Source organism: Paraburkholderia sp. LEh10 (genome assembly GCF_017814945.1).
Lineage (GTDB): Bacteria > Pseudomonadota > Gammaproteobacteria > Burkholderiales > Burkholderiaceae > Paraburkholderia.
Map to the genome: position 1 here is coordinate 66,941 of NZ_JAGIPX010000027.1, position 24,471 is coordinate 91,411.

The 24,471-nt window shown below is 64.6% G+C and carries 19 protein-coding genes; 15 read left to right on the top strand and 4 right to left on the bottom strand.

The genetic code is table 11. The annotated features are described in order from the left end of the window. Window positions 1-70: 70 nt before the first annotated feature. A complete protein-coding gene (gene dacB, locus J8I87_RS22585) occupies window positions 71-1,750 on the bottom strand; it encodes a D-alanyl-D-alanine carboxypeptidase/D-alanyl-D-alanine-endopeptidase (protein ID WP_209934138.1) in 1,680 nt (559 codons plus the stop codon). Between the two features lie 1,148 nt (window positions 1,751-2,898). On the opposite strand from dacB, the gene J8I87_RS22590 reads away from it, so the two are divergent. The 6 genes from J8I87_RS22590 to J8I87_RS22615 all read left to right on the top strand — a co-directional run bounded on the left by J8I87_RS22590 (window position 2,899) and on the right by J8I87_RS22615 (window position 8,734). Beyond that, the gene (locus J8I87_RS22590; protein ID WP_209934139.1) at window positions 2,899-3,561 is read left to right on the top strand and encodes a response regulator; all 663 of its coding nucleotides are present in this window, start codon (window positions 2,899-2,901) and stop codon (window positions 3,559-3,561) included. A 4-nt stretch (window positions 3,562-3,565) separates the two neighbouring features. Continuing rightward, window positions 3,566-4,867: an ATP-binding protein gene (locus tag J8I87_RS22595; RefSeq protein WP_209934140.1), complete on the top strand. Its 1,302-nt coding sequence runs from the start codon at window positions 3,566-3,568 to the stop codon at window positions 4,865-4,867. Between the two features lie 112 nt (window positions 4,868-4,979). Continuing rightward, window positions 4,980-6,497, top strand: a complete 1,518-nt coding sequence (locus J8I87_RS22600; RefSeq protein ID WP_209934142.1) for a DegQ family serine endoprotease — start codon at window positions 4,980-4,982, stop codon at window positions 6,495-6,497. A gap of 231 nt (window positions 6,498-6,728) precedes the next feature. Beyond that, window positions 6,729-7,226 carry a carboxypeptidase regulatory-like domain-containing protein gene (locus tag J8I87_RS22605; protein WP_209934143.1) on the top strand — a complete coding sequence of 166 codons (498 nt, stop codon included), beginning with the start codon at window positions 6,729-6,731 and terminating at the stop codon, window positions 7,224-7,226. 266 nt (window positions 7,227-7,492) lie between these two features. Next, window positions 7,493-7,954 (top strand): DUF427 domain-containing protein, encoded by a 462-nt coding sequence (locus tag J8I87_RS22610; RefSeq protein ID WP_209934144.1) that lies wholly within the window; start codon window positions 7,493-7,495, stop codon window positions 7,952-7,954. A gap of 33 nt (window positions 7,955-7,987) precedes the next feature. Next, the gene (locus tag J8I87_RS22615; RefSeq protein WP_209934145.1) at window positions 7,988-8,734 is read left to right on the top strand and encodes a CoxG family protein; all 747 of its coding nucleotides are present in this window, start codon (window positions 7,988-7,990) and stop codon (window positions 8,732-8,734) included. Between the two features lie 54 nt (window positions 8,735-8,788). On the opposite strand, the gene J8I87_RS22620 is transcribed toward J8I87_RS22615, so the two are convergent. Next, window positions 8,789-9,805, bottom strand: coding sequence for a helix-turn-helix domain-containing protein (locus J8I87_RS22620; protein ID WP_209934146.1), 1,017 nt, complete (start codon window positions 9,803-9,805; stop codon window positions 8,789-8,791). Between the two features lie 149 nt (window positions 9,806-9,954). On the opposite strand from J8I87_RS22620, the gene J8I87_RS22625 reads away from it, so the two are divergent. Continuing rightward, window positions 9,955-10,584, top strand: a complete 630-nt coding sequence (locus J8I87_RS22625) for a cysteine hydrolase family protein (RefSeq protein ID WP_209934148.1) — start codon at window positions 9,955-9,957, stop codon at window positions 10,582-10,584. Between the two features lie 151 nt (window positions 10,585-10,735). Here the strand turns inward: J8I87_RS22625 and J8I87_RS22630 are convergent, their stop codons facing one another. Continuing rightward, window positions 10,736-11,371 (bottom strand): TetR family transcriptional regulator, encoded by a 636-nt coding sequence (locus J8I87_RS22630; RefSeq protein WP_209934149.1) that lies wholly within the window; start codon window positions 11,369-11,371, stop codon window positions 10,736-10,738. A gap of 428 nt (window positions 11,372-11,799) precedes the next feature. On the opposite strand from J8I87_RS22630, the gene J8I87_RS22635 reads away from it, so the two are divergent. From J8I87_RS22635 to J8I87_RS22655, 5 genes are all read left to right on the top strand, one after another. Further along, window positions 11,800-13,050, top strand: a complete 1,251-nt coding sequence (locus J8I87_RS22635) for an efflux RND transporter periplasmic adaptor subunit (protein ID WP_209934150.1) — start codon at window positions 11,800-11,802, stop codon at window positions 13,048-13,050. Window positions 13,051-13,068: 18 nt separating this feature from the next. Beyond that, a complete protein-coding gene (locus tag J8I87_RS22640) occupies window positions 13,069-16,263 on the top strand; it encodes an efflux RND transporter permease subunit (RefSeq protein WP_209934151.1) in 3,195 nt (1,064 codons plus the stop codon). 10 nt (window positions 16,264-16,273) lie between these two features. After that, window positions 16,274-17,791: an efflux transporter outer membrane subunit gene (locus J8I87_RS22645; RefSeq protein ID WP_209934152.1), complete on the top strand. Its 1,518-nt coding sequence runs from the start codon at window positions 16,274-16,276 to the stop codon at window positions 17,789-17,791. A 244-nt stretch (window positions 17,792-18,035) separates the two neighbouring features. Beyond that, window positions 18,036-18,377 carry a hypothetical protein gene (locus J8I87_RS22650; RefSeq protein ID WP_209934153.1) on the top strand — a complete coding sequence of 114 codons (342 nt, stop codon included), beginning with the start codon at window positions 18,036-18,038 and terminating at the stop codon, window positions 18,375-18,377. Window positions 18,378-18,403: 26 nt separating this feature from the next. Further along, complete coding sequence (locus J8I87_RS22655; protein ID WP_209934154.1) at window positions 18,404-18,928, top strand: AlpA family transcriptional regulator; 525 nt, start codon at window positions 18,404-18,406, stop codon at window positions 18,926-18,928. A gap of 85 nt (window positions 18,929-19,013) precedes the next feature. Here the strand turns inward: J8I87_RS22655 and J8I87_RS22660 are convergent, their stop codons facing one another. Next, on the bottom strand, window positions 19,014-20,429 hold the full coding sequence (locus tag J8I87_RS22660) for a nucleobase:cation symporter-2 family protein (RefSeq protein ID WP_209934156.1): 1,416 nt from the start codon (window positions 20,427-20,429) through the stop codon (window positions 19,014-19,016). Window positions 20,430-20,872: 443 nt separating this feature from the next. Between J8I87_RS22660 and J8I87_RS22665 the strand changes: the two genes are divergently transcribed. The 3 genes from J8I87_RS22665 (at window position 20,873) to fghA (ending at window position 24,443) form a co-directional block, all read left to right on the top strand. Further along, window positions 20,873-22,297 carry a xylulokinase gene (locus J8I87_RS22665; protein ID WP_209934157.1) on the top strand — a complete coding sequence of 475 codons (1,425 nt, stop codon included), beginning with the start codon at window positions 20,873-20,875 and terminating at the stop codon, window positions 22,295-22,297. A gap of 182 nt (window positions 22,298-22,479) precedes the next feature. Further along, window positions 22,480-23,586: an S-(hydroxymethyl)glutathione dehydrogenase/class III alcohol dehydrogenase gene (locus J8I87_RS22670; protein ID WP_209934158.1), complete on the top strand. Its 1,107-nt coding sequence runs from the start codon at window positions 22,480-22,482 to the stop codon at window positions 23,584-23,586. Window positions 23,587-23,597: 11 nt separating this feature from the next. Then, a complete protein-coding gene (gene fghA / locus J8I87_RS22675; RefSeq protein ID WP_209934159.1) occupies window positions 23,598-24,443 on the top strand; it encodes an S-formylglutathione hydrolase in 846 nt (281 codons plus the stop codon). Window positions 24,444-24,471: the final 28 nt, after the last annotated feature.

A 24,471-nucleotide genomic window follows, 5' to 3' on the forward strand; every position in this document is an offset into this window, starting at 1 on the left:
TCTATTGCAACTGCCCGACAGCGTACAACGCCAGGCGGCACGCCGCGCACCGCTTCAATAGAAGGAATCCTCAGTGCGCACCGCGCCGCTGAGGGTTTTTCCTGACTTTACGACGCGGCTCTTCGGCGGTTTCGTCAGCGGCGGCCGCGGCCGCACTGGCAAGCATCGCCGAGGGTCCCTGGTACACCCATTCGAGCAGTTCATCGTGCGCGGCGCGCGCGGCTTCCGCGTGCGGATCGTTGATCAGGCTGACGACCACATAGCTCTGGCCGTCGGCTGACGCGACATAGCCCGCGATCGCGCGCACGTCGCGCAGCGTGCCCGTCTTGATGTGCGCGTTGCCGTTGACGGGCTTCGACGTCAGCCGGTTGCGCATCGTGCCGTCCACGCCGACCACGGGCAGCGAATCGACGAACACCTGCGCGACAGGGCTCGCGTTCGCGCTTTGCAGCAGGTCGGCGAGCGCGAGCGCCGTGATGTGTTCGTCGCGCGAGAGACCCGAGCCGTTGTCGAGCGACAGGTATTCCATCGGCAGCGCACTGCGATGCAGGAACGATTCGATCGCCGATGCCGACTTCGCGGGCGTGGCGGGCGGCCGGTTCGTGACGGCGCCGATCGTCAGGAACAGGTTGCGCGCCATCGTGTTGTTGCTGAACTTGTTGATGTCGTGAACGATGTCGGACAGCACCGGCCCCTGGTGAGTCGCGACGAGTTTTGCATCGATGGGCACCGCGCCTTCGCGCGTCGTGCCGGTGAACGTGCCGCCCGTCTGCTGCCACAGCGCTAGGAAGCCGCCCGCGAAGAACGCCGTGTGATCGAGCACGGCCACGTTGACCGTGCGCTCGCCGCAGCGCAACGGATAATCGCCGACGAACGATGCATTGACGACGCCGTTCGATGCCGGCGTGACGGCGGGCGTCACGAGCTCGCCGCGACACGGGCCGCGCGTCGCGCGCAGTTCGTTGTCGATCTGCAGCTGCGCGAGCGCGGGCAGCACGTCGATCTGCACCTTGCCGTCGTCGGACGGCGACATCGTGAACGACAGCGACTTGAAGGCGTACAGCAGCGGATCGGGGCCGACGTTGTACGGCGCGTTGGCGTCTTCGTCGAAGGCGGGCAGGTCGCGCGTCGACGGGTCGAAGAAGCGCTTGTCGAGCACGAGCGCGCCGTCGATCCCTGTGATTCCCGACTTGCGAATTTTCTGGACGAGATCGATCAGCTCCTCGGGCACGAGCTTTGGATCGCCCGTGCCCTGGACGTACAGATTGCCGTGCAGCACGCCGTTGCCGTCCACGTTGCCCTGCGCGTAGGCCGTGGTTTTCCAGCGGTAGTCGGGGCCGAGCATCGACAGGCCCGCGTAGGTGGTGACGAGCTTCATCGTCGAGGCGGGCATCATCGGCTTGCCTGCGTTGAGCGCGAGGATCGGCGTGCGGTCGCCGATCTTCTCGACCACCACGCTGATCGACGACAGCGGCACCTGCGCGCGCTGCAGGCCTGCCATCACGGGTGGGGGCAACACCGTGCTGACGTTGACGGCGGGATGCAGCGCTTTCTTGCGCGCGTCGGCGGGCGCGGCGGCGGCGAGCGCCGCACAGGTGAACAGCACGGCGGCGGCGCGCGCCGATACACGCGGGCGGGAGTGCAATGGCGATGGCGACGCGGGATCAGCGTGGGCAGACCTCAGCGAGGCGATACGGCGCCTGAGCGAGCAGGCATACGACGAAGCAAGTGAAACAAAGGCAAGCGGCATGTACGGACACTATCGGCGAAGTGACGGCGCGCAAAGGCAATTGCAAGCGCGCGGCAAGGCGGGAACGACCCGCTACGTCCTGCAAAAGCGCTCATTGTAGAGAGTTGCGGTGGCACGGAGAAAAAAATGATCGCAGGTGGTTGTTGTGTTGCTTGCAGATTGCATGGGCATGGTGCGATGTGGGTTGCATTGCCGTTGCGCGGGCGTCCGCGATGCGGTCTGCTTTGCCCCTGCGCGGGCATCCGCGTTGCGGTCTGCTTTACCCCTGCGCGGGCATCCGCGATGCGCCTCGCGGCGCGGAGGTTGCCCCTGTGCGGGGCGGCACTTACTTTCTTTGCCGCCGCAAAGAAAGTAAGCAAAGAAAGCGGCTCACACCGTCAGTGCTTGACGTTTATCCACGGGTTCTTGGCGTCCCCGCACTTCGCGCGGCGGCGTGCTCGCCATGCCCGATGCCAGCGCGCTGATGAGATGCCTCTCCCGCGTCGGGCACGCGTACGACAGCAAACGGGCTAGAGCGTTTCACGCCCAATTGCGGCAAACATATGCAGGTTGCCGCGACGTACACGGCAACGCACGTATAAGAGAAGACCTCGCTGTGCGATGGTTTCCTGTGCAGCGCGATCGCCAACACAGAGTTGGCCGCAAACGGCGCGGGAGATTCGATTTGGCTGGCTGTGTCGCGGGTGCATGAACGGGGGAGCCAGTCCGCCGAAGCGCTGGCAACGGACATCGAAATGAACGCCGCCGCGCGATGTATGGGGCCGTTGAGAGCCCGCGGATAAACGTCAAGTACTGACGGTGTGAGCCGCTTTCTTTGCTTACTTTCTTTGCGGCGGCAAAGAAAGTAAGTGCCGCCCCGCACAGGGGCAACGCCGGCGCCGGTAGGCGCGTCGCGGATGCCTGCGAAAGGGCAAAGCAAACAGCATCGCGGATGCATCGCGGATGTCGGCGCAAGGGCAAGGCAGACCGCATCGCGGATGATCGCGCAAGTGCAAAGCAAACCGCATCGCGAATGCCCACGCAAGGCAAAACAGGCCACATCGCGGATGCCCGCGCAAGGGCAAAGCAAACCGCACGGATAAAAAAAGCACCCGGACGCTAGAATGCTGCCATCGGCAACCACTGCCGGAACGGACGGAACAAACGCGATGCGCATACTTCTCGTTGAAGACGACCGCATGATCGCCGAAGGCGTACGCAAGGCGCTGCGCGGCGACGGCTTCGCGGTCGATTGGGTGCAGGACGGCGAGTCCGCGCTGAACGCGGTCGAGGGCCAGCCATACGATCTCGTGCTGCTCGATCTCGGCCTGCCGAAGCGCGACGGTCTCGACGTGTTGCGCACGTTGCGCGCGCGAGGCCGGGCCTTGCCCGTGCTGATCGTCACCGCGCGCGACGCCGTCGCCGATCGCGTGAAGGGGCTCGACGCGGGCGCCGACGACTATCTCGTGAAGCCCTTCGATCTCGACGAACTCGGCGCCCGGATGCGCGCGCTGATCCGCCGCCAGTCGGGGCGCAGCGAATCGACGATCCGTCACGGCAATCTCACGCTCGACCCCGCTTCGCATCAGGTGACGCTCGACGGCGCGCCTGTCGCGTTGTCGGCGCGTGAATTCGCGCTGCTCGCCGCGTTGCTCGCGCGTCCGGGCGCGGTGCTGTCGAAGAGCCAGCTCGAAGAAAAGATGTACGGCTGGGGCGAGGAGATCGGCAGCAATACCGTCGAGGTCTACATCCACGCGCTGCGCAAGAAGCTCGGCGCGGAGCTGATCCGCAACGTGCGCGGTCTCGGCTACATGATCGCGAAGGAAGCCTGACACGATGCGTTCGATTCGCCGTCAACTGCTGTTCTGGCTGCTCGCCATCGTGTTGCTCGGCGTCGGCATCGCGGGCTGGCTGATCTACCGCCAGGCGCTCGCCGAAGCCAACGAACTGTTCGATTACCAGTTGCAGGAAATCGCCGCCGCATTGCCCGCCGAGCCGTTCTCGCAGGTGCTCAGCTCACGCGACACGGGCGAAGAAGGCATCGTGCTGCAAATCTGGAATCGCAACGGCGTGCTGATGTACTACTCGCATCCGCGCGCGCCGCTCGCGCCGCGCGCCGAGCTCGGCTTTTCGACGGAACGCACCGAACGCGGCGACTGGCGCGTGTATGGTGCGATCGTCGGCGACAACGTCGTGCAGCTGGCGCAGCCGCTGTCGGTGCGCAACCGGCTCGCGGCCAACGTCGCGCTGCGCACGCTCTGGCCGCTAATCGTGTTGCTGCCGCTGATGGGCGTGGCCGTGTGGGGCGTCGTCGGGCGCGGGCTTGCGCCTTTGCGGCGCGTGACGGGCGCACTCGACACGCGTCACCCCGAAGCGCTCGATCCGTTGCCCGACTCGCGCCTGCCGCTCGAAGTGCAGCCGCTCGTGCGCGCGCTGAATGGCCTGCTCGAACGGCTTGCCGTCGCGCTCGATACGCAGAAGGCCTTTGTCGCCGATGCCGCGCACGAGTTGCGCACGCCGCTTGCCGCCGTGCAGATTCAGGCGCAACTGGTGGCGCGCGCGCACGACGAAACGGAGCGTCGCGAAGCGCTCGGCGATTTGCAGGCAGGCGTCACGCGCGCGACGCGTCTTGCCGAGCAACTGCTCGCGCTCGCGCGCTCCGAACCGGATGGACATGCGACGACTGCGACGGTCGACCTCGATGCGCTCGTCAATGATTGTGTGACCGCGTATCTGCCGCTCGCGCAGGAGCGCCGCGTCGATCTGGGCATCGAGGCGAGCGAGCCGGCAACCGTGGCGGGCGACGCGGAAGCGCTGCGCGTGATGCTCAACAACCTGATCGACAACGCGACCAAATACACACCAGAGGGCGGGCGGGTCGACGTGTGCCTGCGCGTCGAAGACGGCCGGCCCGTCGTGCAGATTGCCGATAGCGGCCCGGGCATTCCGGCTGCCGAGCGCGCGCGGGTGTTCGACCGTTTCTACCGCGTCGGCACGGGGGCGAGCCGCGCGCGCACGGATGTCTCAGGCAGCGGCCTCGGGCTTGCGATCGTACGGCGCGTCGCGCTTCAGCATCACGCGACTGTCGCACTCGACGATTCGTCCACAGGCGGCCTGCGGGTCACCGTGCGCTTCTGAACCCCTTCGCCGGCAAGGCTTTCATCCTGTCAGCGTTGTTTAAGATTGATTTAAGCGACGCCACGTACTCTCCGATTCATCAAGAGTCAACTCTCGCAATCAGGAGTACACGATGAAAGCAAAAATGCTGACCCGCAGCGCCGTCGCTGCAGCCGTCGTTGTCGCGCTGTCGGCGGGCTACGTGGCCGGCCACCGCGATGTGCCCGCTCCGCAGGTCATCTCGCCCGCGGCCGCCGCGATGATGCCCGCCGAGGCCGCGGCGAAAACGGGCATTCCCGATTTTTCGGGTCTCGTGGAAACATACGGCCCCGCCGTCGTCAACATCAGCGCGAAGCACGTCGTCAAGCGGACGGCGATGCGCGGCAACGGCAACGGCCAACAGCTGCCCATCGATCCGAGCGACCCGTTCTATCAGTTCTACCGTCACTTCTTCGGCCAGATGCCGGGCATGCAAGGCCCGAACGGCGGTGGCGGCGACGACGATGGCGGCGGTGACCAGCCGAGCGCGAGCCTTGGGTCGGGCTTCATCATCAGCAGCGATGGCTACGTGCTGACCAATGCGCACGTCGTCGACGGGGCGAACGTCGTCACGGTGAAGCTCACCGACAAGCGCGAGTACAAGGCGAAAGTGGTCGGCGCGGACAAGCAGTCGGACGTCGCAGTCCTGAAGATCGACGCGAAGGATCTGCCGACCGTGAAGATCGGCGATCCGCGCCAGAGCAAGGTCGGTCAGTGGGTCGTCGCGATCGGCTCGCCGTACGGCTTCGACAACACGGTGACCTCGGGCATCATCAGCGCGAAGTCGCGCTCGCTGCCCAATGAGAACTACACGCCGTTCATCCAGACTGACGTGCCCGTGAATCCGGGCAACTCGGGCGGACCGCTGTTCAATCTGCAAGGTGAAGTGATCGGCATCAATTCGATGATCTACTCGCAGACGGGCGGCTTCCAGGGCCTTTCATTCGCTATCCCGATCAATGAGGCGATCAAGGTCAAGGACGATCTCGTGAAGACGGGCCATGTGAGCCGCGGACGTCTCGGCGTCTCGGTGCAGAGCGTGAACCAGACGCTTGCCGATTCGTTCGGCATGAAGAAGCCGCGAGGCGCGCTCGTCAGCTCCGTCGAGGCGGGCGGTCCCGCCGCGAAGGCAGGGTTGCAGCCGGGTGACGTGATCCTGTCGGTGAACGGCACGGACGTCACGGACTCTTCGGACCTGCCGTCGCAGATCGCCTCGATTAAGCCGGGCACGCAGGCCGACGTCCAGGTATGGCGCGACAAGTCGACGAAGGACCTGAAGGTGACGATCGGTTCGCTGTCCGACGCGAAGCTGGCGTCTAACGACGACGGCGGCGCCGCGCAGATGCAAGGGCGTCTCGGCGTCGCGGTACGTCCGCTCACGCCGCAGGAGAAGAGCAGCGCGTCGGTGTCGCACGGTCTGCTGGTGCAGGATTCGGGCGGCGCGGCGGCGAGTGCGGGCATTCAGCCGGGCGACGTGATTCTGGCTGTCAATGGACGTCCCGTGGCGAACGTCGAGCAACTGAAGCAGGCGGTATCGGCGGCCGGCAACAGTCTCGCGCTTTTGATCCAGCGCGACAACGCGCAGATCTTCGTGCCCGTCGACCTGGGCTGATCCGAGAACGAAGGCAGTACCGGCCGGCGCGCAATGCGCCGGCCGGTAAAAGCTGCCGGGTAATGGGAAAAAGTACAGCGGCGGCGAAGGGTGCAACGTGCTATCGGCCTCGGGCGCCAACGACGGTGCATGCGGATGCGGCGGCACAGTTACGCTCTGGACGGGCATGCAGATTGCGTGCGGACAGTCGTCAGGACTGTTTGGGATCGCCCCGAAAAAGGAGCCACGCAAATGATGCCTCGTCGTATCGTCTCACGCGCCGTGTCGGCCGCGGCCGCGACTATCTTCACGCTCGGTCTGGCAGGTGGCGCGTACGCGCAGCAATCAAATGAAGTCACGGGCGGCAGCACCACCGACAGCACCAGCGCGGGCAATGACAACGGCGGCGGCCTGCCGCAGGTACAGCAGCAGGGCGACGTGTCGTACACGTCGGGTGGCGTCGGCCTCGATGAATCGAAGGCGCTGCAATCCGCTCAAAGCCAGTGGCCGTTGTCGCTGCGCTTCACGGGCCCCGGCTCGGACTTTCTCGCAGACGTCAAGGTGAAGATCGTCGACGCACACGGCGGGAACGTGCTGGATACGACCTCGCGCGGGCCCTACATGCTGGTGCGGCTGCGCCCCGGCCGCTATACCGTACACGCCGCTTACAAGGATAACGACCAGACCAGGCCCGTCACGATTCCGGCCAAGGGCACGGCGAAGGCGGCCTTCTACTGGAACACGCAGTAAGAGCACGCCTCAACGCGCGCGCGGCGGCAATCGGTAGTGACCCGATGCAGTCAACGAAGGGCGCGCAATCCCGACGCGTTTGGTCAATAATTGAAGCCACGGACACGCTCCGTGGCTTTTGCGTTTCGAAGCCGACGCTGGGTGGACGGGCGGGCGCACCGCAGAATCACAACGAGGCGGCGCGCGCCGCGAGTGCCGGGCTGACGGTTCAGCCGGGCGGCCGAACGGAGAGCGCACGCGGGTGCCACCAACGGAGCGGACGAGACATGAACGATGCACCAGCCAGCGCAAGCCCTGGCGACGCTGACAGAGACGCTGCCGGACAGCCAGGCGGCGAGGATGCATCCGGCGGTGCGCCAGCGCACGGCGGAAACGGGCGGTCGGCTCATAAGATCGTTATCACGGTCAACCGGCATCGGGTGCGCGTGATCCATCAGGGCGTGACGTTCGCGGATACTCACGGGGCGCTCACAGTGAGTGAAACCGGTTATCCCGATGTGTTTTACTTTCCCCGCGCCGATGTCAACATGGCGCGGCTCGAACGATCGGCTCATACGTCGCAGTGCCCGTTCAAGGGCGAGGCATCGTACTTTCACCTGCACACGGAAGACGAGTTGATCGAGAACGCCGTCTGGAGCTATGAAAACCCGTTGGACGGGGTGAAGCAGATCGCAGGGTATCTGGCGTTTTATGCATCGCATGTCGACCGCATCGATCAGACGTCCTGATCCCGCAGTCGCACGTCAATCCGGGAGGCTGCCATGGAGTTGAACGACGCGTTGAGGGTGCCGCTCGCGCCGTCCGAAGTCTGGGACGCGCTGCAGGATCTCGCGTTGCTGCGCGCGAGTCTCGACAATTGCGAGTCGTTGCGTCGGCTCCCCGGCGGCGAGTATTCGCTGACGATGACAGTGCCGCTGGGACCGTTGCGCGCGCATTACCAGGTGCGCGCGCATGTTGCGAACGAGGAGGGCGCACACAGCGCCGCGCGGCATCGCACGCTGAACTTCAAGGCGCGCGCGGAGGGCGTCGGCTCGCTGCGCGGGCAGATCGACGTGGCGCTGCGCACCGACGAATCGCTGCTGTTGCCGGGCGGCGAGCCGACCACGCGCATCGACTATTCGGTGTGGGCAACCTCGACGGGGCCGCTGTCCGAACTGCCCGCGCGACAGATCGAGAATGCGCTGCATGAACTCGCCGACGATTTCTTCACCGAGTTCTGCGCAGTCGTGCAGGCCAAGCACGGCAAAGGGCCGAACCGCGCACCGGGCGGGCAAAGCCGCCGCCAGCATGTGTTTCTGCGGCCGATCAGCCTTTCGGGCGTCGCGCGCCGAGCGAGGCTGCACGACCATCATCATGGCGGCACGCTCACCGGGCGCGCCGTGCATTCGCTGCTGCACGGTCTGCATCACGAGCACGATCCACATGTGCTGCCGCATTGGGCTTGGGCCGCGATGATTTTTTTCGTCGCGTTGCTGCTGTACGTCGCGCGCTACTTCACGCAGGGCTGACAGGTTTTGCTGGCCTGTCGGCCATGCGGCCCGAACGCGTGACGCCCACATCCTTCAGACGCCGCGAAATTCCCGCCGCCATGCGGACGGCGAGGTTCTGAACGCGTCGGTGAAATGCTGCCGCAGCGACGCCGTCGAGCCGAACCCCGCCATGCCCGCAATCGACTCGATCGACTCGTCGGTGCTCTCGAGTAGCTGCTGCGCGCGTGCGAGCCGTTGCGACAGCAGCCATGCGCCGACCGTCGTGCCCGTCGCCGCCTTGAAATGCCGCGTGAACGTGCGCCGGCTCATCGCCGCGCGCGCCGCGAGCGAATCGAGCGTATGCGACGCATCCAGTGAGCCGTTCACCCAGTCGATCAGCGCCGACAGCCGATTGCCGCGCATGTCCTGCGGCATCGGCTGCTGCACGTATTGCGCCTGGCCGCCCTGTCGATGCGGCGGCACCACGAGGCGCCGGGCGACGAAGCTGGCGCTCTGCGCGCCGCACAGCTTGCGCACGACATGCAGACAGCAGTCGAGTCCCGCCGCCGTGCCCGCCGACGTGAGAATGTCGCCGTCGTCGACGTACAGCACCTGGGGATCGACCTTCACGTTGGGGAAGCGGCGCGCGAAGTCGCCCGTCCAGGCCCAGTGCGTGGTCGCCGGACGGCCGTCGAGCAAACCCGCGGCGCCGAGCACGAACGCGCCCAGGCACAGGCCGACCAGCAGCGCGCCGCGTGCGTGCGCGATGCGCAATGCGTCGAGCAGCGCGGCGGGCGGATCTTCGTGCGGATCGCGCCAACTGGGCACGATGATGATGTCCGCGTCGCCGAGCGCATCGAGGCCATGCGTCGCGGCGATCGAAAATCCGGCCGTCGTCGACAGCGGGCCCGGCTCGATCGAGCAGACGCGGAAATCGAACGCGGGCACGCCGCCGTCGCTGCGGTCTTCGCCGAACACGACGCACGGCACGGACAGATGAAACGGACTGATGCCATCGAAGGCGATGGTGGCGACAACGTGCATGCGCGGCTCTTTCGCCGCGCCGCGACGCTTGACGACGCCGGACGGGCGAGAAGCTGAGCGGGCCATCGCGGCCTCCCGTGTGGAAATACGAATGGCCCGATCCTAGCGAAAATTGTCGTTCGGGTCACTGTTGCCGTATCGGTCCAAAGCGAACAATGCGCACATCGCGGCTGCAACCGCCCGCCGCCCGATGCCAACTTCAAAAAGGAGCCACCATGTCGACGCCCCGCCGCGCCCTGATCGTCATCGATGTCCAGAACGAATACGTCACGGGCGATCTGCCCATCGAATACCCTGATGTGCAGACTTCGCTCGCGAACATCGGCCGCGCGATCGACGCGGCGCGCGCCGCGCATATTCCCGTCGTCGTCGTGCAGAACTTCGCACCGCCGACGTCGCCGATCTTCGCGCGCGGCAGCGATGGCGCCGAGCTGCATCCCGTGGTGGCGTCGCGCGAGCGCGATCACTACGTCGAGAAAGGCCTGCCGAGTGCGTTCACGAACACGGATCTGGCCGACTGGCTTGCCGCGCGCGACATCGATACGTTGACGGTGGTCGGCTACATGACGCACAACTGCGATGCGTCGACGATCGTTCATGCGCTGCACATGGGGCTGGCCGTCGAGTTCCTGCATGACGCAACGGGTTCGGTGCCCTATGAGAACAGCGCGGGCTTCGCGAGCGCCGAGGAAATACATCGCGTGTTCAGCGTGGTGCTGCAGTCGCGCTTCGCGGCGGTCGCGGACACGCAGGCGTGGATTGCCGCCGTGCAGTCCGGCGCGCAACTGGAGCGCGGCTCGATCTACGCGTCGAATCAGAAGGCGCGCGCCAGGACCGCTGCCTGAGTGAAGGAAGAGGGCGTCCGGCTTGCGGCGGACGGCGAGGCTGGCCGGCGCCTGTGCCGGCTCGGCATGTCGGGTGCCGGGCGGAATAAAGCAGGGAATGCGGCGAGAAGCGAAGCGGCGCCGCAAAGGACGCTGCAAAAAAGCGTTGCCGTCAGTCACCCATGCGCAGAGCGGGACTGCGCAGCGCGTCGATCATGCCTTCGACCATCCGCCGCGCGTGCCTGCCGAAGTCGAGGGCTTCCGGCACGAACAGCATGTCTCGAAGCGACCCGCTGACGAACGCATGCACCATCGACGCGGCAACAGGCACATTCATATCGGCCGGCAACTGCCCCTTCGAAATCGCGTTGCGCATGCACGCCTGAATGTTCGCCAGGCCCTCGCGCATGTTGTTCTGATAGCGCGCCATCACGGGCCCCATCTCCTCGACGAACTCGCACTTGTGAAACAGGATGTCGAACACGCGGCGGCGATGCGGGTCAATGGCCGTGTTGCGCAGACACACCGTACAGATATCGATCAGGCGGCCGAGCGGATCGGCCTCGTTGGGATCGACGGAAGCCGCTTTCAATTCATCGAGCGGCAGCAGGGCGCGGTCGAACATTTCCGTGAAAAGTTCGCCCTTGTTGGCGAAATGCCAGTAGATCGCCCCGCGCGTGACGCCCGCCATCTGCGCGATATCGGCGAGCGAAGTGCGCGACACCCCTTTCTCAGAAAAGACCTGTTCGGCTGCATCGAGAATGCGGGTGCGCGTCTCCTGCGCTTCTTCCTTGGTTCGACGGACCATTCGTTTGACCTGCTGCGGTGATTACGGGGTTTCCCTGACGCTTTTAAACGCGCCTGATAAAGATCGTTTCACATGCCGGGTTAATGCGCGCAGGATCTTTTCGGGAAGGCGTTCTTTCAAAGCTGAACGCACTTTTACGTGCATTCATGAATGTATATATAATAGCACCCCATCGATCGGATGACTCATGTTGGAGTGAACGGTTAATATCCGTCTCTGTTGTTCTTCCAGGTACTTGCGCTGTCTCGAATAATGGGACGGCGCAGTGCGGCATTTCCCGGTTTGGCGCATTTCGCAATGGGTGCACCCGCAGGAAAAGCATTCGTGAGCGTCCGGTCATGGCGTCGACAAGCCGCCAATGTGCGCAGCCTTCTCCGGAGAGAGTTGCACGCACTTTTTCCTTCTCAGTCTTTGACAGAGGTCGCTCCATGCGCGTCGAACGGGTTCCATTCCGCTTACTCACTGCCGCGACGGCTGCCGTAATGCTGGCAGCGTGCGGACAAAAACAATCAGCACCTCCGCCTCAAACCCCCGAAGTCGGCGTCGTCACGGTAGAGCCGCAATCCGTGCCCGTCGTCACCGAATTGCCGGGCCGCACCAGCGCGTTCCTCGTCGCGCAGGTGCGCGCGCGGGTCGACGGCATCGTGCTGCGCCGCGAATTTACGGAAGGCACGCAGGTCCAGGCCGGCCAGCGTCTCTACAAGATCGACCCGGCGCCGTACATTGCCGCGCTGAACAACGCGAAGGCGTCGCTGGCGAAGGCGCAGGCGAATCTCGCGTCGACGACTGCGCAGGCGAACCGCTACAAGGTGCTGGTCGCCGCGAATGCCGTGTCGAAACAGGATTACGACAACGCCGTGGCGGCCGAAGGCCAGGCGGCAGCCGATGTCGCGGCAGGCAAGGCCGCCGTCGATACCGCGCAGATCAACCTCGGCTACACGGACGTCGTGTCTCCCGTGACGGGCCAGGTCGGCATCTCGCAGGTGACGCCGGGCGCATACGTGCAGGCAAGCCAGGCGACGCTGATGTCGACGGTGCAGCAACTGGACCCCGTCTACGTCGACGTCACGCAATCGAGCCTCGCGGGCCTGAAGCTTCGCCGCGACATTCAGGCGGGCAAGCTGAAGACGAACGGCCCGAACGCCGCCAAAGTCGAGCTGGTGCTCGAAGACGGCCGCGTCTATTCGGAGAAGGGCAAGCTGCAGTTCACCGACGTGACCGTCGATCAGACCACGGGCTCCGTGACGATCCGCGCGATCTTCCAGAACAGGGACCACGTGCTGCTGCCGGGCATGTTCGTGCGTGCGCGCATCGAGGAAGGCGTCAACGACAACGCGCTGCTCGTGCCGCAAGTGGGCGTCACGCACGACCAGAAGGGCCAGCCAACGTCACTCGTCCTCGGCAAGGACGGCAAGGTCGAACTGCACACGCTGCAGACGACGGCGACGTACGGCCAGTACTGGGTCGTCGAAGGCGGCCTGAACCCCGGCGACCGCGTGATCGTGCAGGGCACCGACAAGGTTCGTCCGGGCATGCAGGCGAAGGGCGTGCCGGCGCAACTGCCGCCGGCGCCGCCGGCGTCGGGCCCAGCCGTGGCAGGCGCACCGGGCTCGTCCGCAGCGGGCGGCGAACAGGCAGCCAGCGGCGCGGCCGCCGCCTCCGCGGCGTCGGGCGCGTAATCAAAGGGAGCCTGCTTCATGGCAAAGTTTTTTATCGATCGCCCGATCTTCGCGTGGGTGATCGCCATCATTCTGATGCTGGCCGGTCTGGCGTCGATCTTCACGCTGCCGGTCGCGCAATATCCGACTATTGCGCCGCCCGCCGTGCAGATCAGCGCGACGTATCCGGGCGCATCGGCCAAGACGGTTGAAAACACCGTCACCCAGGTGATCGAGCAGCAGATGAGCGGTCTCGATCACCTGCTGTATCTGTCGTCGACTTCGGACGATTCGGGCACGGCAACCATCACGCTGACGTTCGCACCCGGCACCAACCCGGACATCGCGCAGGTGCAGGTGCAGAACAAGCTGCAGCTCGCCACGCCGCTGTTGCCGCAGGTGGTGCAGCAGCTCGGCACGAAGGTGACGAAGTCGAGCAGCAGCTTCCTGCTGGTGCTGGCGTTCGTGTCGACGGACGGCAGCATGAGCAAGTATGACCTCGCGAACTACGTTGCGTCGAACGTGCAGGACCCTGTCAGCCGTATCAACGGCGTCGGCACGGTCACGCTGTTCGGCACGCAGTACGCGATGCGGATCTGGCTCGACGCGCACAAGCTGACCAACTACGGGCTCACGCCCGTCGACGTCCAGGTCGCGCTGCAGGCACAGAACGTCCAGGTCGCGGGCGGCTCGCTCGGCGGCACGCCGTCGGTTCCGGGCCAGCTGCTGCAGGCGACGATCACCGAGGCGACGCTGCTGCAAACGCCCGAGCAGTTCGGCAACGTGTTGCTGAAGGTCAACCAGGACGGGTCGCAGGTGCGCATCAAGGACGTCGCGCGCATCGAGCTCGGCGGCGAAAACTACAACTTCGACACGAAGTACAACGGTCAGCCGACGGCGGGCTTCGGTATCCAGCTGGCGACGGGCGCGAACGCGCTGGCCACGGCGAAGGCCGTGCGCGACAAGATCGACCAGTTGTCGAAGTACTTCCCGCACGGTCTCGTCGTGAAGTACCCGTACGACACGACGCCCTTCGTGCGCCTGTCGATCGAGGAAGTGGTCAAGACGCTGCTCGAAGGTATCGTGCTGGTGTTCCTGGTCATGTACCTGTTCCTGCAGAACCTGCGCGCCACGTTGATTCCGACGATCGCCGTGCCCGTGGTGCTGCTCGGCACGTTCGCGATCATGAGCGCGGTGGGCTTCTCGATCAACGTGCTGTCGATGTTCGGCCTCGTGCTCGCGATCGGCCTGCTGGTGGATGACGCGATCGTGGTGGTGGAGAACGTCGAGCGGGTGATGTCGGAAGAAGGGTTGCCGCCGCGCGAGGCAACCCGCAAGGCGATGGAGCAGATCACGGGCGCGCTGATCGGCGTGGCGCTGGTGCTGTCCGCCGTGTTCGTGCCCGTGGCTTTCTCGGGCGGCTCGGTCGGCGCGATCTACCGTCAGTTCTCGCTGACCATCGTGGCGGCGATGGTGCTGTCCGTGCTGGTCGCGCTGATTCTGACGCCGGCGCTGTGCGCGACGATCCTCAAGCCGATTCCGCAGGGCCATCACGAAGAGAAGAAGGGCTTCTTTGGCTGGTTCAACCGCACCTTCGACAAGAGCCGCGACAAGTATCACTCGGGCGTGCACCACGTCATCAAGCGCTCGGGCCGCTGGCTCCTCATCTATCTGGTGGTGATCGTCGCGGTGGGCCTGCTGTTCGTGCGTCTGCCGAAGTCGTTCCTGCCGGATGAAGACCAGGGCACGATGTTCGTGCTGGTGCAGACGCCCGCGGGCTCGACGCAGGAGACCACGGCGCGCGCGCTGAAGGACGTGTCCGACTATCTGCTGAACGACGAGAAATCGATCGTCGAATCGGCATTTACCGTGAACGGCTTCAGCTTCGCGGGCCGCGGCCAGAACGCGGGTCTCGTGTTCGTGCGGATGAAGGACTACGCCGAGCGTCAGCATGCGAATCAGAAGGTGCAGGCGCTCGTCGGGCGGATGTTCATGCACTTCTCGTCGTACAAGAACGCATTGGTGTATCCCGTGAATCCGCCGTCGATTCCCGAACTCGGCACGGCATCGGGCTTCGACTTCGAACTGCAGGATCGCGCGGGTCTCGGCCATGAAAAGCTGATGGCGGCGCGTGCCCAGTTGCTCGGCATGGCCGCGAAGGACCCGACGCTCGCGCAGGTGCGTCCGAACGGCCTGAACGATACGCCGCAGTTCAAAGTGTCGATCGACCACGAGAAGGCGGCGGCGCAGGGCGTGAGCCTCGCGGCCATCGACCAGACGTTCTCGATTGCCTGGGCATCGGCGTTCGTGAACAACTTCCTCGATACCGACAGCCGGATCAAGAAGGTGTATCTGCAAGGCGACTCGCCGTTCCGCATGACGCCGGAGAACCTGAACGACTGGTACGTGCGCAATTCGACGGGCTCGATGGTGCCGTTCACGGCGTTCTCCACGGGCCAATGGATCTACGGCTCGCCGAAGCTCGAACGCTACAACGGCATCTCGTCGATCGAAATCCAGGGCCAGGCGGCGCCGGGCAAATCGACGGGTCAGGCGATGACGGCGATGGAAGCGCTCGCGGCGAAGCTGCCGGCGGGTATCGGCTACGAATGGACGGGGCTGTCATTCCAGGAGCGCCAGTCCGGTTCGCAGGCGCCGATCCTGTACGGCATCTCGATCCTCGTCGTGTTCCTGTGTCTCGCGGCGCTGTATGAAAGCTGGTCGATTCCGTTCTCGGTGATCATGGTCGTGCCGCTCGGCGTGCTGGGCGCGCTGCTCGCCGCGACGCTGCGCGGACTCGAAAACGACGTGTTCTTCCAGGTCGGTCTGCTGACCACGGTGGGTCTGTCCGCGAAGAACGCGATTCTGATCGTGGAGTTCGCCCGCGAGCTGCAGCAGGGCGAAGGCATGGGACCGATCGAAGCGGCGCTCGAAGCGGCGCGTCTGCGGTTGCGCCCGATCCTGATGACGTCGCTCGCGTTCATTCTCGGCGTGCTGCCGCTCGCGATCAGTAACGGCGCGGGTTCGGCGAGCCAGCACGCGATCGGTACGGGCGTGATCGGCGGGATGCTGACGGCGACCTTCCTCGCGATTTTCATGATCCCGATGTTCTTCGTCGTCATTCGCGCGAAGTTCACCGGCGAGAAGGAAGATCCCGATGAAGCGCTGAAACACTACAACGAGCACCATCCGCATGATCCGCAGGGCGGCGGCGGCTCGGGCAACGCCAGCTGAGGACATTGAGATGCATAAGTATTCTTTGATGGCAGTAGCCGTCGCGCTCTTCGCCGCGGGCTGCACGATGGAGCCGAAGTACGAGCGTCCGGCCGCCCCGGTTTCCGGCGCGTTCCCGAGCGAAGGCGTCTACGCGACGCAGCCCGCGCCCGGTGCGGGCGCGCGCTCGGCGAGCGGCCAGGCGGCAGTGGATATCGGCTGGCGCGACTTCTTCATCGATCAGCGCCTGCAACAGCTGATCGAGATCGCACTGAAGAACAATCGCGATCTGCGCGTGTCGGTCCTCAATATCGAGGCTTCGCGCGCGCAGTACCAGATCGTGCGCGCGGCGCTGATGCCGACCGTCGATGCTTCAGCGTCGCAGTCGAAGCAGCGCACGCCGAAGAACCTGTCGTTCCTGGACAGGACGATCTCCAACCAGTATTCGGTCGGCTTGAACGCATCGTGGGAAATCGACTTCTTCGGCCGCATTCGCAGCCTGAAAGACCAGGCGTTGGCGCAATATCTGGCGACCGCCCAGGCGCGCAAGGCGACAGAGATCGCACTGGTCGCGTCGGTCGCGGATCAGTATTTGACGGTGCTCGCGTTTGACGATCTGTTGAAGGTCACGCAGGACACGCTCAAGACCGCGCAAGACTCGTATCGCATCACCAAGCTGCAATACGAGACCGGTACTGGCTCTGAACTCGACCTGCGTCAGGCTGAGACGGTCGTCGAACAGGCGAAGGCGAATCTGCAGTCGCAGGCGCGTCTGCGGGCTCAGGCTGAGAATGCGCTGGTTCTGCTGATCGGCGAGCCGTTGCCGACCGATCTTCCGGGTGGTCTGGCGCTCAACGACCAGGACCTGTTGACCGACATCCCTGCGGGCTTGCCGTCGGATCTGCTGACCCGCCGTCCCGACATCATGGAAGCCGAGCAGAACCTGCTGGCGGCCAATGCGAATATCGGCGCGGCGCGTGCGGCATTCTTTCCACGCGTTTCGCTGACGGGCAGCTTCGGCACGTTGAGCCCCACGCTGGGCGGGCTGTTCAAGCCGGGTTCGGCGGCATGGAGTTTCGCGCCGCAAATCACGCTGCCGATTTTCCAGGGCGGTGAAAACAAGGCCAACCTCGATCTCGCGAACGTGGAGAAGAACATTCAGATCGCGCAGTACGAGAAGGCGATTCAGGCCGCGTTTCGCGAAGTGGCCGACGGGCTTGCCGCACGTGGCACTTACGACGAGCAGATCAAGGCGCTCGAACGCAATACGTTTGCGGAACAGCGCCGTCTCGATCTGTCGGATCTGCGTTACAGAAACGGCGTCGACAGCTATCTCGCGGTGCTGACTGCGCAGACGGATCTGTACACGTCGCAGCAGTCGCTGATCACCGCGCGTGTACAGCGTCTGACGAACCTCGTCGATCTGTACAAGGCGCTCGGCGGCGGCTGGATCGAGCGCGCGGGCGAACAGCCGCGTCCCGCCGACGCACCCGTCGACTACGGCGCGGCCAGCGCGCCCGCTGCGGCATCGGCTGCAACGGCGGGCTGAGCAGCTGGGCCGCATGCGCGGCCGCTTCTGTCTTTTCCACTGCTGTCAACAGGACGCCACGGCATGCCGTGGCGTTTTTTATTGCCGTCCCGCAAAACCTTGTCCGAATGGCTAATTAAGGTATCCAAAGCGTTATTCGATCGTGTCAGCGGCTAGCATCTAAACCTGGAAGACGGAGTTTGAACATTCGTCTATTGGTTGTCAATTGACAACCAACTGGAAACGCTATAGGCTGGAGTTGTTTATGAATCGTCGAATTCATTCGAAGAAAGAAGTCGAATCTGCACTTGGCTATGCGGAAGCGAACGGTTGGCGAGTCGTGCCCGGCACGGGCACCGGGCACGCGTGGGGAAGAATGTATTGCACCTACAACGACAGCGAATGCAGGTGCGCAGAGTTCTGTATCACCAGCATCTGGTGTACGCCGCGCAATGCATTCGGCCATGCAAGGACATTGCGCCGCATCGTGGAGAATTGCGCGCCGCACCGTCACAGGGTTGTGTCCTTGCGCGTGATCGCCGAAGCGAAAAAACGTGCCCGCGCGCTCGCGCAGCAGGAGCAGCAAGGGCAGCAGCACGAGCAGTAGCAACAACGGAAGGAAAAGGAGCAAGCATGGAATACACCTTCACGCTGAAGTACCGCCTGAGCGCGGAAGACTGCGATCACGACAGCATCGTCGAACGCCTTGCGGCAGAAGGCTGCGACGATGCAACCATCGGCGTTGGCCAACCAGGGCGTCTGGCGCTCGCATTTGCACGCGAGGCAAGGAGCGCGACGCATGCCCTCGTCAGCGCGCTAAGGGAGGTGCGTCGCGCCGTGCCGACGGCGCAACTGGTCGAGGCCGCGCCGGATTTTGTCGGGCTGACCGACGTCGCCGAAGTGGCAGGGGTATCGCGCCAGAACATGCGCAAGCTGATGCAATCGCACGCAACGGAATTTCCGGCGCCCGTTCATGAAGGCAGCACGTCGCTGTGGCATCTGTCGGACGTGCTGGAGTGGATGCACGATCGCGGCGGCTACGCTATTGCGCCGGAGGTGTTTGAAATCGCCCGCTCGGCGAAACAGATCAATCTGATCAAGGAGGCTCGCGACCTGGAGCCCAAGGTGACGCGACACTTCAACAATCTGGTCGCCTGAGTCGAGGTAAAGCTGGGTTCGGTGAAAGCTGCGTGCGCACAACCCTGGCCATGCGCACGCATACGGCATGGGTGCCGCTCAGGGTTTAGTGCATGTCGGCGGCGCGCAGCATCTCATCGCCGGCAATCGCATCGTCGTTGCCGCCGCGTCCGTCGAAGTCATGACCGGCGCGACGAATGTCCCGCGTCGCGGCGCGTTCGCCCTTTACGCCGTTGAAGATCACGTTCAGCACGACCGCCGAAACCGACGCCAGCAGAATCCCGCTGTGCAGCAACGGCGACAGCGCGGGCGGCAGTTTGGCGAAGAAGTGCGGCGAAACGACGGGCACGAGTCCAAGGCCGATGCTAACCGCGACGATGAAGAGGTTGTGATGGTTTCTCACGAAGTCGACTTTGGACAGCACCTTGATGCCGTTCGCCGCGACCATGCCGAACATCACGATGCCGGCGCCGCCCAGCACGAACGCGGGGACGGAAGCGACAACCTGCGCCATCTTCGGGAACAGGCCGAGCAGCACGAGGATCACGCCGCCCGTCGCGCAGACAAAGCGGCTCTTGACGCCCGTCACGCCAATCAGGCCGACATTCTGCGAGAACGACGTATGCGGAAACGAGTTGAAGATACCGCCGATCAGCGTGCCGAGGCCGTCCACACGCAGGCCTCGCACAAGCGTCTTCTGGTCGACGGGGCGTTCCACCATGTCGCCGACCGCGAGAAACATCCCCGTCGACTCGATGAACGTGACGAACATGACGGTGACCATTGTCGCAATCGAAAGCGGGTCGAAGTGCGGCAAGCCGAAGTGGAAGGGCATCACGAAACCGACCCATGGCGCACTCGTCACGCCTTCCATGTTCACGCGGCCGAGCAGCGCGGCAATCACGAAGCCCGCCACGATGCCGAGCAACACCGAGATATTCGCGACGAAGCCCTTGCCGAACTTGTTGATCAGCAGGATCAGCGTGAGGACGACGAGCGACAGGCCGAGGTAGACGGGGTTGCCGTAGTCGGGATTGCCCACGCCGCCCGCAGCCCAGTTGATGCCGACTTCCATCAACGAAAGGCCGATAACCGAGATCACGACGCCCACTACGACGGGCGGGAAGAAGCGCAACAGCTTGCCGATCAATGGCGCGGCCACGATGCCGATCACGCCGGCGGCGATGGTCGAGCCGAAGATATCGAGTATGCCGAGGTTGGGGTTGGTGCCGATCGCGACCATAGGGCCGACGGCAGCGAACGTGCAACCCATGATGACGGGCAGCCTGATGCCGAAGATCCACAGGCCGAGCGTCTGGATCAGCGTGGCGATGCCGCACGAGAAAAGGTCGGCGCTGATAAGAAAGGCGATTTGCTCTTTCGGCAGGTTGAGCGCACTGCCAACGATCAGTGGCACCGCAACGGCCCCTGCATACATCACCAGTACGTGCTGAATGCCGAGCGTCAGCAACTGGCCGAAGGGCAGTCGCTCGTCGCACGGATGAACCGTGTTCGAGTGCATCTTGTCTCTCTCCACATGTGTGATTTTGGGATGACTCCAAGGTATGCGGGACGAAAAAGCGCGACAAGACCACGGCGTCCTATTTCAACCTTTGCCGGGACGATATGCGCGAACCAGTTTTGGAACGGGGGTCTTATACGAAATCGGGAAAATTCGCCGGGCAGCCCTTGCGCGATGGGCCATTGCAGGATTCACATCAATGCGGCGCTACATGGCGACGTGTGGGCGCCCATATGATGTGTATTGCAGTTCGCACATAATGCGTTCTCGGCAGGTCGTCGGGCGGGGGCGGGTTAACCCGCGTCGGGCGGTTGTATGGCCGCATTTGAGACGCCTCGCATCTGCTGCGCGCAGGTGGTCCGCAGTAACGCGCACGTCGTCATCGTCATGTGCGCGCTGACCGTCGGCACCAACGTTCAACCCGTATTCAACATATTGCATTCATGTCCTTTCTTGGCATCGATCTCGGCACTGGTTCACTGAAATTCGCGATCATCGACGACGAAGGCCGCGAGCAATGCGCGTCGAGCGTTGCGTACGCTATCGACACGCCGCAGCCGGGCTGGGCGGAGATCGATCCGACCGTGTGGTGGCGTGCGCTGTGCGAAGCCGCTGCGCGGCTGCCTGAGGCGCGGCGCAGCGCCGTTCGCGCGATTGGGTTCTCAGGCCAGATGCACGGTGTCGTGCTGAGCGACGCGCAAGGCAACGCCGTGCGGCCCGCGATGCTTTGGCCCGATACGCGCGCGTTGCCGGTGCTCGATGCATGGCCCGCGCCGCAGCCGAACCCCGTTGCGCCAGGCATGGCGGGGCCGCTGCTGCGCTGGGTCGCGCTGCATGAGCCGCGATCGGTGCAAGCGGCGCGCTGGGCGTTGCAGCCCAAAGACTGGCTGCGTTTCAAGCTGGGCGGCGCAGTCGCGACCGATCCGTCCGATGCCTGCGCGACAGCGCTCGCCGATCCCGCGGGCGTCTGGGATCGCGCGTTGTCCGAGCGGCTCGGGTTACCTCATGACTGGTTCGCGCCGCTTGCGCCGTCGTATGCCGCAGGCGGCACGTTGTCGGGCGAAGCAGCGCGCGCGCTCGGCTTGCGAGCAGGCATCGTGCTTGCGACGGGTGCGGGCGACACGCCATGCGCGGCGCTCGGCAGCGGGCTCGCGAGCGACGGTGACGCGCTGCTCACCACCGGCACGGGCGGCCAGATTCTCGTACTCGCCACGCAAGAGCCGGATGCCGCGCCCGGCCTGCATCGCTATCGCGCGGCGACCGATCATTGGTATCGGATGGCAGCGATGCAGAACGTCGGTGTCGCACTCGAAGCTGTGCGTGGCTGGCTGTCCTATGACTGGAGGGATGCGTATCGCGACGCGTTCGAGTCCGATGCCGCGCCGGGCCTCACGTTCTTGCCCTATCTGACGGGCGAGCGCACGCCCTGGCTCAATCCCGCTGCGCGCGGCGGATGGCTTGGCCTCGCGCTCGGCACGTCGCGCGGCGCGATGATGCGTGCCGCATTCGAAGGCGTCGCGTTTTCGTTGCGCGCGGGGCTCGACGCGATCCGCCGCAGTGGAGCGCGGGTGCCCGCGCTGCGTCTCGCGGGCGGCGGTTCCGTCGATGCACGGTGGAGGCAGTTGCTCGCCGATGCGCTGGAGGTCGAACTGCATGCCGTCGATTGTCCGAACGCTGCGGCGCGCGGCGCGGCAATGCTCGGCGGGATTGCATGTGGACACTGGCAGGCGGGCGACCTCGCCACGCTCGCACCTGTCGCGACGCGTGTCGCGGGCCCGCTGGGCAACGCGGAGCTTGCGCAACGTTATGCGCGCTTTATCGATCTGTACGAGCGCGTCGAACCCTGGTTTGCGCCGCCGCCCGCGTGACGGGCGCTAACCATGTCCCGTCGCATGGCGACAATCGCGCGGCGCGGCACGCCATCCGCGCGTCGTGCGTTTCGGCGATCATGTCCGGAGCGCGGCGCGCGAACATCAGCGACAATCCGGGCCGCAACCGTCCACGGCAGTAGTGAACAGACCAGATTCACGGAACCACAGGAGCATTCACGATGAAAACGAAAGCAGCAATCGCATGGAAGGCCGGCGCACCGTTGACGATCGAAGAAGTCGATCTCGAAGGGCCGCGCGCGGGTGAGGTGCTGATCGAAGTGAAGGCAACGGGCATCTGCCACACCGACTACTACACGCTGTCGGGCGCCGACCCCGAAGGCATCTTCCCCGCCATTCTCGGCCACGAAGGGGCGGGCGTCGTCGTCGATACCGGGCCGGGTGTCGGCACGCTGAAGAAGGGCGATCACGTGATTCCGCTTTACACGCCCGAGTGCCGTCAATGCAAGTTCTGTCTGTCGCGCAAGACGAACCTGTGTCAGGCGATTCGCGCGACGCAAGGCAAGGGCCTGATGCCCGATGCCACGTCGCGCTTCTCGATCGACGGCAAGCCTTTGTTCCACTACATGGGCACGTCCACGTTCTCGAACTACATCGTGGTGCCGGAGATCGCAGTGGCGAAGATCCGCGAAGACGCGCCGTTCGACAAGGTCTGCTACATCGGCTGCGGCGTGACCACGGGCGTCGGCGCCGTCGTGTATTCGGCGAAGGTCGAGGCGGGCGCGAATGTCGTCGTGTTCGGTCTCGGCGGCATCGGCCTGAATGTCATTCAGGGCGCGAAGATGGTCGGCGCGGACAAGATCATCGGTGTCGACATCAATCCGGGCCGCGTCGAACTGGCGAAGAAGTTCGGCATGACGCACTTCATCAACCCGAAGGAAGTCGGGAATGTCGTCGACCATATCGTGCAGCTGACGGACGGCGGCGCGGACTACTCATTCGAGTGCGTGGGCAATACGAAGCTGATGCGCGAGGCGCTCGAATGCACGCACAAGGGCTGGGGCCAGTCGTTCATCATCGGCGTGGCGGCGGCGGGCGAAGAGATCAGCACGCGACCGTTCCAGCTGGTCACGGGCCGTCAATGGAAGGGCTCGGCGTTCGGCGGCGCGCGTGGCCGCACCGATGTGCCGAAGATCGTCGACTGGTACATGGAAGGCAAGATCAACATCGACGATCTGATTACGCACCACCTGAAGCTCGATCAGATCAACGAAGGCTTCGACCTGATGAAAAAAGGCGAATCGATCCGCTCGGTCGTCATCTACTGAAGGAGCGCGCGATGCTCGAACTGATCGAATCGCACGCGTCGTTCGGCGGCACGCAGCGCATCTACAAGCACGCGTCGAAGGCGATCGGCCTGCCGATGCGCTTCTCCGTTTTCATGCCCAAAGAGGGATCGCAGAAGAAAGTGCCGGCGCTGTTTTATCTCGCCGGACTGACCTGCACCGAAGAGACGTTTCCGATCAAGGCGGGCGCGCAGCGCTTCGCCGCGCAACACGGCATCGCGCTGATCTCGCCGGATACGAGCCCGCGTGGCGCAGGCGTGCCGGGCGAGACGGATGCGTGGGACTTCGGCGTCGGCGCGGGCTTCTATGTCGATGCGACGCGGGAACCCTGGTCGAAGCATTACCGGATGTACTCGTACGTGCGCGACGAGTTGCGCGAGACGGCCTTGAACGAGTTGCCGATAGACGGCGCGCGGCTCGGCATCTTTGGCCATTCGATGGGCGGGCACGGCGCGCTGATGCTTGCGCTGCGCAATCCCGACATCTATCGGTCGGTGTCGGCGTTCGCGCCGATTGCCGCGCCGATGCGCTGTCCGTGGGGCGAGAAGGCGTTTAGCGGCTACCTGGGCGCGGATCGAGAAGCGTGGAAGCAGTACGACGCAAGCGAACTCGTCGGCAAGGCGGCGCGCAAGTTCGCGCAAGGGATTCTGGTCGATCAAGGTCTCGCCGATCAGTTTCTCGCCGAGCAGCTGAACCCCGATCTATTCGAAGCCGCGTGCAAGGCCGCGGGTCAGCCGCTCACGCTACGACGTCATGAGGGCTACGACCACGGCTACTTCTTTATCTCGACGTTCATCGAGGATCATCTCGCTCATCACGCGAAGGTGCTGATCGGCTGATCGCCGTTGCGCGTAGCTTCAACGCAAA

What these genes read in the sequence shown, in the direction of transcription:
- dacB (WP_209934138.1), bottom strand. Translation starts at nt 1,750, where the DNA reads ATGCCGCTTGCCTTTGTTTCACTTGCTTCGTCGTATGCCTGCTCGCTC.
- J8I87_RS22590 (WP_209934139.1), top strand. Translation starts at nt 2,899, where the DNA reads ATGCGCATACTTCTCGTTGAAGACGACCGCATGATCGCCGAAGGCGTA.
- J8I87_RS22595 (WP_209934140.1), top strand. Translation starts at nt 3,566, where the DNA reads ATGCGTTCGATTCGCCGTCAACTGCTGTTCTGGCTGCTCGCCATCGTG.
- J8I87_RS22600 (WP_209934142.1), top strand. Translation starts at nt 4,980, where the DNA reads ATGAAAGCAAAAATGCTGACCCGCAGCGCCGTCGCTGCAGCCGTCGTT.
- J8I87_RS22605 (WP_209934143.1), top strand. Translation starts at nt 6,729, where the DNA reads ATGATGCCTCGTCGTATCGTCTCACGCGCCGTGTCGGCCGCGGCCGCG.
- J8I87_RS22610 (WP_209934144.1), top strand. Translation starts at nt 7,493, where the DNA reads ATGAACGATGCACCAGCCAGCGCAAGCCCTGGCGACGCTGACAGAGAC.
- J8I87_RS22615 (WP_209934145.1), top strand. Translation starts at nt 7,988, where the DNA reads ATGGAGTTGAACGACGCGTTGAGGGTGCCGCTCGCGCCGTCCGAAGTC.
- J8I87_RS22620 (WP_209934146.1), bottom strand. Translation starts at nt 9,805, where the DNA reads ATGGCCCGCTCAGCTTCTCGCCCGTCCGGCGTCGTCAAGCGTCGCGGC.
- J8I87_RS22625 (WP_209934148.1), top strand. Translation starts at nt 9,955, where the DNA reads ATGTCGACGCCCCGCCGCGCCCTGATCGTCATCGATGTCCAGAACGAA.
- J8I87_RS22630 (WP_209934149.1), bottom strand. Translation starts at nt 11,371, where the DNA reads ATGGTCCGTCGAACCAAGGAAGAAGCGCAGGAGACGCGCACCCGCATT.
- J8I87_RS22635 (WP_209934150.1), top strand. Translation starts at nt 11,800, where the DNA reads ATGCGCGTCGAACGGGTTCCATTCCGCTTACTCACTGCCGCGACGGCT.
- J8I87_RS22640 (WP_209934151.1), top strand. Translation starts at nt 13,069, where the DNA reads ATGGCAAAGTTTTTTATCGATCGCCCGATCTTCGCGTGGGTGATCGCC.
- J8I87_RS22645 (WP_209934152.1), top strand. Translation starts at nt 16,274, where the DNA reads ATGCATAAGTATTCTTTGATGGCAGTAGCCGTCGCGCTCTTCGCCGCG.
- J8I87_RS22650 (WP_209934153.1), top strand. Translation starts at nt 18,036, where the DNA reads ATGAATCGTCGAATTCATTCGAAGAAAGAAGTCGAATCTGCACTTGGC.
- J8I87_RS22655 (WP_209934154.1), top strand. Translation starts at nt 18,404, where the DNA reads ATGGAATACACCTTCACGCTGAAGTACCGCCTGAGCGCGGAAGACTGC.
- J8I87_RS22660 (WP_209934156.1), bottom strand. Translation starts at nt 20,429, where the DNA reads ATGCACTCGAACACGGTTCATCCGTGCGACGAGCGACTGCCCTTCGGC.
- J8I87_RS22665 (WP_209934157.1), top strand. Translation starts at nt 20,873, where the DNA reads ATGTCCTTTCTTGGCATCGATCTCGGCACTGGTTCACTGAAATTCGCG.
- J8I87_RS22670 (WP_209934158.1), top strand. Translation starts at nt 22,480, where the DNA reads ATGAAAACGAAAGCAGCAATCGCATGGAAGGCCGGCGCACCGTTGACG.
- fghA (WP_209934159.1), top strand. Translation starts at nt 23,598, where the DNA reads ATGCTCGAACTGATCGAATCGCACGCGTCGTTCGGCGGCACGCAGCGC.